The following is a 7,640-nucleotide window of genomic DNA, read 5'->3' as shown; positions in this document are numbered from 1 at the left end:
CGTCGAGCGTCTGAGCGAGGCGAGAACGATGCGGACGGCCTGTTTCAGTATCCGGCTCAATGCACGCGACGGCCGGCCTTGATGCGACCGAGTATCCGATAGATCAACCGCGCGATGGAAAATTGCGGCGCCACGAATCCTTCGATTGGAGCGATCTCGCTGATATCCATGCCTACGATGCCGGGCCCGTTGGCCAGCGCCGTGATGAGATTCAGAGTATCGTACCATCCGAGCCCGCCTGGCTCGGGGGTGCCCAAGGCGGGAACAATTGACGCATCCAGTCCATCGCAGTCGAACGTCAGGTACACGGGTGTTCGGCAGGCCGCAACCACCTCGGGTATCCAGTTGGATGCTTTGCCCTCGTAGGGGCCGGATGGATCAAGGATGGTCGCAGCGAAAAACGTCTTGATGCGAGCCGTGGCATCGATGCGAGCAACCTCCTCCGGGCTGATAGACCGAATGCCCACTTGCACCAAGGATAGGCCGTCTTCCACCACCCTGGCCATCACGCTGGCATGGCTGAACGGATTCCCTTGATAGGCATCCCGTAGATCTCCGTGGGCATCAATCTGCACAACGGTCATCTGCGGATATCGTTTCGCATGAGCTCGAATCGCTCCCAATGCACCGGTGTGTTCGCCCGTCAGCGTGATAAGAAACCGCCCGGTTCCGACGTGCGGGGAGACAAACGCTTCGATAGCGTCGACCGCCGCGCGGTCGACATCCCCTTTGAGATCCAACGGCGAAGCCGTCGCGATTCCGCCCCATTCTCGAAACGGTTCACACTCAAGCTGCTCATCGTAGAATTCAACCTGGCACGATGCTTCCAAGATAGCGGATGGGCCATGGTCTGACCCGCGGATATAACTGGAGGTATGCTCGTAGGGAACCGGTAGAACATAGACACCCGCTTGGTCCGGATGGCACCAAGGTTCGTCGATCCCCAGGAAATTATGGGCGGGTCCCTCCCAACCGACAGGAAGCGTCATGGGCATTTTCCCCCTGATGAGGCCGACGGCTGAGGCGGTATGAATACAGTCAAGGCCCGACCAACCATCTACTTGCGAGAACGGGTGGGAACATTCTCCGGCGGGATGAAGACCGCCAGTGCAATGACCGTCGTCCACTTACCTTTTTTTCCGACGGCTGACTGGGTGATGTTCAGAGTTCTCACTATTTTTCCACCCATCTTAAAGACCTGTTCACGCTCTTTCCAAGCCACGTTTGGATCAAATTCGACACCTAAGGTCGTGGCGAGCATTTGCGCTGCGAGATCTTCCGTATATTCTCCGGTCTCCTCATCTGTTTCACCATGGGCATGGTGTTCCGATAGATAGCCATAGGTGCCGTGGTCCGTGGGCTTCGCCAAACCGACCGACGCCGAGATGAGCCGGTTCCGCTCATTCGTTTCCGAACGCGCCATGACGCAAAACGTGATTTCGCCCGGCTTCACCAGCTTCTCTCCTCGCTTGCGAGGGATGATTTTACAATGGGGAGGAAGGATAGACGATACGCTGACGAGGTTGCAGTAGGCCACACCCGCGCTGCGCAACGCCTCTTCGAAGGAGGCCAGCTTTTCCTTGTGGACCCCCACCCCTCTCGTTAAAAACATATGCGTAGGTACCATTCATTCTCCCCTTTCCTCTGGTAATCGGGCCTGTCTGGTTGTTCGGAAGTTGCTTGGTGACGTGCCCCGGAGCGGTCAGCCGGACAAACACACCGGACCAGATCAACGGCAGTATCGGGCGCCTGTTGTAGCAAGATTGAACCGGCTTCGCAATATCTTCTAGACACTTTTTCAAGTCAATGGGACGGTTCCTTTAGATTCAGGATGAGCATCCGCGGCTCCGTCATATCTTCAATCGCGGCGCGAATACCTTCACGCCCCAACCCGGAATCTTTCACGCCGCCGTATGGCATATGGTCGGCTCGGAACGTAGGAATTTCATTTGCCAACACGGCTCCGACTTCCAGGTGACGAAAGGCGTAAAAGATCTTGTTGATGTCCTGCGTGAAAACGCCGGCCTGCAATCCGTAGTCCGATTGGTTGAGCAACGCCACGGCTTCGCTGAGCTGCCGATACGGCGTGATGGTGACGACCGGTCCAAACACCTCCTGACATGAAACTTTCATGTCAGGCTTTATATTCGATAGCACCGTAGCCTCGATAAGTGATCCCTTTCGCTTTCCGCCCAGCAGCACACGCGCTCCGTCCTCAAGAGCTTCGTCGATCCAGCTTTCCACTCGCTGAGCAGCTGACTGATCGATCAGGGGACCAATACTCGTCGTCTCGTCCGCAGGATCCCCCAGTTTCAACCTCGCGACGTGCATGAGTAACTTGGTCGTAAACGCATCCGCGATAGAATGGTGAACGAAGATCCGCTGTACTGAAATGCATGTCTGGCCGGCATACCCGAATCCACCTGCCGCACAACGCTGAGCCGCAAGCTCGAGATCGGCATCGGACTCGATGACCACGCCGGCGTTGCCGCCAAGTTCGAGCGTGACTTTTTTCTTTCCACATTTGGCCTTCAGCATCCATCCTACCGACGCACTGCCGGTGAAACTGAGCAATTTGAATCGTGGATCGACGACCATCCGCTCGGCGAGGATGTTATCGCACGGCACTACATTGAGCCCTCCCGGAGGAAGTCCCGCCTCCATAATGACCTCTCCAAGGAGAAGAGCCGTTAACGGCGTTTGAGGAGCCGGCTTGATGAGAATCGGGTTGCCGGATGCGAGCGCAGGCGCCACTTTATGTGCCACAAGATTCAACGGAAAGTTGAAGGGGGTGATGCCGAGAATCGGACCGATCGGAAAACGCCGAAGTACGCCAAGATGGGTATCGAAGCCGGGCGTCCAATCGAGCGGGATTACTTCACCCGGAATGCGTCGTGCTTCTTCAGCCGCCACCGTAAACGTTTGAATGGCCCGACCGACCTCTCGTTTCGCGTCGGTGATCGGCTTGCCCGCCTCCGTCGTGACGGCCTGGGCAAATTCATCTCGGCGTCGATAGAGTAGGGCGGCGACCTGTTGGAGGATATTGTACCTGCCATGCGCCGGGAGCTTCCCCATCGTCTCAGCCGCACTGCACGTGGACGCGATGGCCTCCTCGACATCTGATTCCGTCGCTTGGGTGACCTGGGCGACGAGTTTTCCGGTGAACGGATCAACGACAGGAGCCGAGAGTTCTCCGGATCTCCATTGGCCATGAACGAGGAACGGACGGAATTCCTGCACGGGGAGACTCGCTGGGGTCTGTGATGAGGTTGGTGTTAGTCCGTCGCTTCAACCGGCGCGGCGGCTTCGGCAGCAGGTTGAGCAACCGTGGCGGCTTCTTGGGCGGCTACGGCCTTGGCGATCAATTCTTCTGTGCCCCAATCACGGATCGCCTCTAAGGTAAACCCCTCATAGGTCGATACACCGTGACAGGCCGGACAGTTCGGCATCGGAACCTTCCTGTAGAAGACTTCCGTCAGGCAAGACATGCAGACCCAGAAGTCGTCATCGCGATGGGAAACAGGCCAGAACGATTGCATAGAAGTCATATGGACACCTACCTTTTATTGACGAAGAGGACGTTCGTACTTGCATGCCGATGTCAACATCATGCGCAACGGTTTCGCCCCGCTCCAGAGCGCTTCGGCTATTTCTTATCACTCGCCAGAAGTCGATCAATTTCATCCGCGAACATCTCGAACGGAAATGCTCCCGGGATCGCAACGGCCGGCTCTTTTTCCGTCGGCTCGGCAGACGTCCGCATGAGGACGAATCCAGGGGTTCCATGAAACCCCCAGCGACTGGCTTCTTGGCGATCGTCGAAAATCGCCCTCGTATACCGACCGTCGGTCATACACCGTTCAAACGCGGACTGGTCCAACTCGAGCGCGACCGCATGCCGGAGATAGACCTGCTTGTCCAATCGACCACCTGCGGCAAACAACCGGTCGTGCATCCCCCAATACTTGCCTTGGGCACCCGCACACCGTGCCGCTGAGGCAGCATCAACTCCCGGGCCCTGATCGGCTCTCGGATAATCCTTATAAAGAAACCGGACCTTTCCGGTATCGACGTAACGAGCCTGAATCCGTGGCCACGTATCCTTAAAAAACTTCAGGCAATAGCCACATGTAAAATCAGAATACTCGATCAGCGTGACCGGCGCGGTCGCCAGCCCTCTCATACGAGTATCGGCGTCAAGCGCATCTCCGGCCCAGACGTAAGAGACCCATGCAAGTCCACCGACGACAAACAGCTGAGCCAGAAATTGCCCGACCGTTTTCCTCATGACCGATGCACCGCGCTGGCTTTCTTCCGCTCCAGAACCCCCATCATTAACAAAGGCCACACGATCGTGGCATCGCTCAATACTTCGGCAAATCGCCCGCCATCCTTCGGGGTCACGAATTTGCCCCAGGAAAGTCCTTCTTGATATGTACAGCCACTGAGCCCCCCCCAATAGTCCGGTTCGGGGCAAATTCTCACCCCATAGTGAAATCGAGGCGGCTTCACGCTCAGACCCAACCGGAGATTACCGATTTCGATGTATGGGCCGACCTGTTGGGCCCAGTTCCGCGGGACACCGCCTCCAATCGTGAAAATTCCAAGTCGTTTGGCAGAGAGGACATGGTCGGCATAGCTGTTGAGATCGAGGTACGGATTGAATGAAGGACACGATTGATGAATCGCCCGTAAAATATCCACCTCTCCGCCGTGCTCGGTCTGAGACCGTACTCGATCGACCTCCCGAGCCATCGCCCAAGTTCCCATGTCCAGTCCTACTTCCGAATCAGTGAAAGCCGGGATATAGATCGGTACCTTCTTCAAGTAGGCACTTTTGAGAATACCATCTCCGTCTAATTCCTCGGCCAACGTCTTCCCCAACTCCCGCGTGAGGATTTCCGACGAAAGCGGCCGATCATGATTGAGGCGCTTCAACGTGTGCGAGACGACGTGCTCGACATGATTCAAATTCGCTTCCATTTCGAGTGTGTCGTAGACGCGATTATACCCTTTCCGAAAGAGTTCTTCATCGCTCATGGAAGGATCGTGCCGATAATGCGTCTTGCCGACCGACTCGCTGAGGCCATGCGCCATCAATGCCCCGGTTGAGATGATGCATTGCACCATTCCTTCATCGATCATCTTCGTGATGATCTTCCCCATCTTGGCGATCGTCATCGCACCGGACAATGTCATCACGACTTGGCAGTCAGGGTCCTCGACCATCGCCCAAAGCACGTCGAATGCCTTGCCGAGATGACGCCCTCCGAACGCAGTCTTGCCCATGGCCTCAAGCAAATCGCTGAACGAGGCAATCTTGTCGGGATCAAGCGGCTCAAGCGCTTCTAATCCGTCTTTTGCACCGTCACGAAACTCGCGTGCGTACATAAGCAATCCTCTGAGAATTTCTTACACGTGCACTATGTTTTATACACAACCGAGAATAGATGCGTCAATGAAAGGATCGCCCATCCGGCAGCTCAGAGAAGTTACCACGCCGTCTATTCTAAATTCCGAATTCACACGCAGTTGTTGTGTTGCCATGAAAATAGCATGACGTGTATCGGCGAGAGGCATGAAGTGAGGCTTGGACCAATAAAACGATTTATCCGTGCGCCGTCATGATGGGTCGCGATCGCTTTAGACGTTCTGCGTTCTGATGCACGGGCCCTGTAGAACAGAATTCAAAACCCCACTCATTCGAGAAGCCCCTTCCAATAATAGACCCCCGACCGTACCGAAGAAAGCAATCGCCAATGTGCCGTGAGCAGGTCAAATGTACACCGCGCCGTGAACCCCAAGTCAGAAAAGAGTGACTCTACCTTCATAACGGAAGGGCGGTACCTTCGCAAGGACGATTGTCTCTCGCATGGAAGGCAGCACGAGACGACATGCCGAGTGATACCATGCCATACCGTTTAGACACTCATTGGAGGTTCTATGTTGAAAGAAGTAGCGGGGGATATTTTACGGACAACGGCCGAAATGGTCGCGCACGGTGTGGCTCCGAACGACAACTATGCGACCGGCTTGGCGCTGAATCTGCGGCAAGAGCGGCCCGCCATGTACAAGGATTTCAGGCATTATTGCCAGACGGGTTACTCCAAAGACCGGTGAACTGGGGCCTGGGCATCTCACGCGACGAACCGGCTCATCGCCGCCCGCATTCCACTCCGGATGGCCACCTCGACTCCCCACGCACCCCAGTCGATTTCAAATGGAGTGGAAGTGAGCGGCTGCAGAATAGCCAGTGGCGCGGTGCCGTCACGCAGCCTGACGACCGTACCCTCGGCGTTCGGGACCGGGTGATACTCTCGGTCGGGAGATAACTCGCCGATTCTGATTGATCACATCGTCGACGATCATTCCACAATTAATACATCGCCAACCATGAAAGTCCGATGATGAACCCGTCTGCACTGCTAAGCTGTCGTCACTGACGGCGAGGCCGTTACATCGTAGGCAATTCATCGGACATCTCCTAGTAGAACGTCAACACCCACCCGAGACGGTTGTGGAGTCTCCGATGCGGCGGCATGAACCATGCGCTGCACTCGTGTGGCTCGCAGCAATGCCGTCCCATCTTGGAAGCCCAGCACATACCGGCTGAAAACTTCGGGAGGGCACAGTTGATAGTTGTCGGTGTGGTCAGTACCCATGAGGGCATCTCGCAAGCCATCTGCTTCTGCGCGCCACTCGTCTATGTCCGATTCGGTGTGAGCCTGTGCAGATTGCCTTCGACACCACTCAATCCGAACACTGATGGGGTGCATTGTTTGTTTCATGCTTCACCTCTTGTAATTCAAGTCCTGTCATTCAAGTATGTGCAGCAGCAAGTTGAATGCCATGAGGGAATGCGAGCCGTCGTATTGTGATTCTGTTCAATCGAAACTTAATATTCACGTATTGTAAATGACTTACAGCAATGGACGATGGCGTTGTTCTTAAATAGTGTGGATAACATAGTATTGTGTGAACTGAAGAAGTGAAGGATATAAAGTCTACTGTTTCATCAGAATACTAGGAACAACCCTAGGAGAAATGTCTAGGACCGGAGGGAGATGAGGTATCGGCATGGAAGGAAAATAAGGCCTTCATTCATTAAAACTTTCTTACCAACGTCTCGAATTGGTTTAGTCTGACTCGCTGCTGCTGGTCGTGTCTAGTGGGTGGCGATCTACTTGTGACACAGTACAACTGTCCCAGCGAAGGGCATGCCGGCCGGCTTCATGACTCCTTCCTTCGAACGAGGAGATGAACGCAAGAAATGTGGTCGGTTGTACAGCCATTATTGTTGCCTCCTCTTCGCTTTAGCGGTTATAAACGGGACAAAGTTCTTCTATCACGTCATTTTTTCTACCCATGAAAAACAAACCGCGGCCTGCTTCAGATTTTCCCAAAGCGGCGGTTGAGGCGCTGTGGCATGGCAATGTAATCGAGGCAATCAAGGTTGTTCGTGAAGAGCGGAATATCGGTTTAAAAGAAGCCAAGAGTTCGGTCAATGCCTATATCGCCTCCCAGCCGGCTCTCAAGAAAAAGATCGATCAGGTGCTTGCCACGGCGCAACAGAGATTTACTCGCTGGCTAGTCGGATTTCTGGTGCTGGCAGCCGGAGTTGCGTATCTCATAATCCATGG

9 protein-coding genes are annotated in these 7,640 nt (G+C 54.9%); 2 read left to right on the top strand and 7 right to left on the bottom strand.

Annotated elements, in window-relative coordinates; all coding sequences use genetic code 11:
* Nucleotides 1-56 precede the first annotated feature (56 nt).
* The 6 genes from speB to ACOSYY_RS12435 form a co-directional block, all read right to left on the bottom strand.
* A complete protein-coding gene (gene speB / locus ACOSYY_RS12460) occupies nucleotides 57-989 on the bottom strand; it encodes an agmatinase (RefSeq protein ID WP_421662774.1) in 933 nt (310 codons plus the stop codon).
* 68 nt (nucleotides 990-1,057) lie between these two features.
* A complete protein-coding gene (locus ACOSYY_RS12455; RefSeq protein WP_421662772.1) occupies nucleotides 1,058-1,627 on the bottom strand; it encodes a pyruvoyl-dependent arginine decarboxylase in 570 nt (189 codons plus the stop codon).
* Nucleotides 1,628-1,803: 176 nt separating this feature from the next.
* Nucleotides 1,804-3,240, bottom strand: coding sequence for an aldehyde dehydrogenase family protein (locus tag ACOSYY_RS12450; protein ID WP_421662770.1), 1,437 nt, complete (start codon nucleotides 3,238-3,240; stop codon nucleotides 1,804-1,806).
* Nucleotides 3,241-3,275: 35 nt separating this feature from the next.
* Nucleotides 3,276-3,449 carry a hypothetical protein gene (locus ACOSYY_RS12445; protein WP_421662768.1) on the bottom strand — a complete coding sequence of 58 codons (174 nt, stop codon included), beginning with the start codon at nucleotides 3,447-3,449 and terminating at the stop codon, nucleotides 3,276-3,278.
* A gap of 197 nt (nucleotides 3,450-3,646) precedes the next feature.
* Nucleotides 3,647-4,288: a DsbA family protein gene (locus ACOSYY_RS12440; RefSeq protein ID WP_421662766.1), complete on the bottom strand. Its 642-nt coding sequence runs from the start codon at nucleotides 4,286-4,288 to the stop codon at nucleotides 3,647-3,649.
* Complete coding sequence (locus ACOSYY_RS12435) at nucleotides 4,285-5,391, bottom strand: deoxyhypusine synthase family protein (protein WP_421662764.1); 1,107 nt, start codon at nucleotides 5,389-5,391, stop codon at nucleotides 4,285-4,287. Before ACOSYY_RS12435 ends, ACOSYY_RS12440 begins: the two co-directional genes overlap by 4 nt.
* A 552-nt stretch (nucleotides 5,392-5,943) precedes the next feature.
* Between ACOSYY_RS12435 and ACOSYY_RS12430 the strand changes: the two genes are divergently transcribed.
* Nucleotides 5,944-6,120, top strand: coding sequence for a macro domain-containing protein (locus tag ACOSYY_RS12430; RefSeq protein WP_421662762.1), 177 nt, complete (start codon nucleotides 5,944-5,946; stop codon nucleotides 6,118-6,120).
* A gap of 350 nt (nucleotides 6,121-6,470) precedes the next feature.
* On the opposite strand, the gene ACOSYY_RS12425 is transcribed toward ACOSYY_RS12430, so the two are convergent.
* Nucleotides 6,471-6,788, bottom strand: coding sequence for a hypothetical protein (locus tag ACOSYY_RS12425; protein WP_421662760.1), 318 nt, complete (start codon nucleotides 6,786-6,788; stop codon nucleotides 6,471-6,473).
* Between the two features lie 577 nt (nucleotides 6,789-7,365).
* Between ACOSYY_RS12425 and ACOSYY_RS12420 the strand changes: the two genes are divergently transcribed.
* Nucleotides 7,366-7,640 (top strand): type 2 periplasmic-binding domain-containing protein (locus ACOSYY_RS12420; protein ID WP_421662758.1); only part of this gene is annotated, 275 nt, incomplete at its 3' end.

The organism is Nitrospira sp. BLG_2 (genome assembly GCF_049222245.1).
This window is presented reverse-complemented; position numbering and strand designations above follow the sequence as displayed.

Bases quoted from the DNA above. Each gene is read 5' to 3' on its own strand.
- speB (WP_421662774.1), bottom strand. From the start codon at position 989: ATGACGCTTCCTGTCGGTTGGGAGGGACCCGCCCATAATTTCCTGGGG.
- ACOSYY_RS12455 (WP_421662772.1), bottom strand. From the start codon at position 1,627: ATGGTACCTACGCATATGTTTTTAACGAGAGGGGTGGGGGTCCACAAG.
- ACOSYY_RS12445 (WP_421662768.1), bottom strand. From the start codon at position 3,449: ATGCCGAACTGTCCGGCCTGTCACGGTGTATCGACCTATGAGGGGTTT.
- ACOSYY_RS12440 (WP_421662766.1), bottom strand. From the start codon at position 4,288: ATGAGGAAAACGGTCGGGCAATTTCTGGCTCAGCTGTTTGTCGTCGGT.
- ACOSYY_RS12435 (WP_421662764.1), bottom strand. From the start codon at position 5,391: ATGTACGCACGCGAGTTTCGTGACGGTGCAAAAGACGGATTAGAAGCG.
- ACOSYY_RS12430 (WP_421662762.1), top strand. From the start codon at position 5,944: ATGTTGAAAGAAGTAGCGGGGGATATTTTACGGACAACGGCCGAAATG.
- ACOSYY_RS12425 (WP_421662760.1), bottom strand. From the start codon at position 6,788: ATGAAACAAACAATGCACCCCATCAGTGTTCGGATTGAGTGGTGTCGA.